Source organism: Afifella sp. IM 167 (assembly GCF_020144925.1).
In the GTDB taxonomy this organism is placed as follows: Bacteria; Pseudomonadota; Alphaproteobacteria; order Rhizobiales; family Afifellaceae; genus Afifella.
The window spans coordinates 1-462 of sequence record NZ_NSLC01000052.1 but is presented as its reverse complement, the minus strand read 5'-3'; the positions used below and the strand labels follow the sequence as shown (position 1 = coordinate 462).

At 65.2% G+C, this 462-nt stretch carries 1 pseudogene; it reads right to left on the bottom strand.

The annotated features are described in order from the left end of the window. Positions 1-440 (bottom strand): annotated as a pseudogene (locus CLD20_RS20100) (NADH-quinone oxidoreductase subunit J); the annotation flags it as partial. Between the last annotated feature and the right edge of the window lie 22 nt (positions 441-462).

Below are 462 nucleotides of genomic sequence, written 5' to 3'. Positions count from 1 at the left end.
ACCAGGGGCACCGCGGTGAAGGTCAGCAGCTCGATGGCGACGTAGAGATTGAACAGATCCTGGCCAATGAAGACCGCGTTCAGCGCCGCCCAGAGCCCAAGGAGCAGGGTCCAGAACGCCAACGGCGCGCGCGCCTCTTTGACATCAGCCGAGGTCGCGAAATCGGCACAGGCATAGAGCCCAACCCCAGTGATCACCAGCGCTGTGGTGAGCAGCAAGAGCGCCGAGAGGCCATCAACGCGCAGCGCGACCCCGAGCGGCGGTTCCCAACCGCCGATGTCATAGCTCAGCGGTGTGCCTTGATGGAGCATCAACACGGCCACGGCGATTGCCAGCGCCAGCCCGAGCGGGAGGGTCAAGAGCGTGATGCGTTCGGCCGCACGTCCGCCGAGCACGAAGCCGAGCAGCATGGCCAGTACCGGTAGCACGAGCAGCGACACCAACAGCTCGTCCGACCAAACG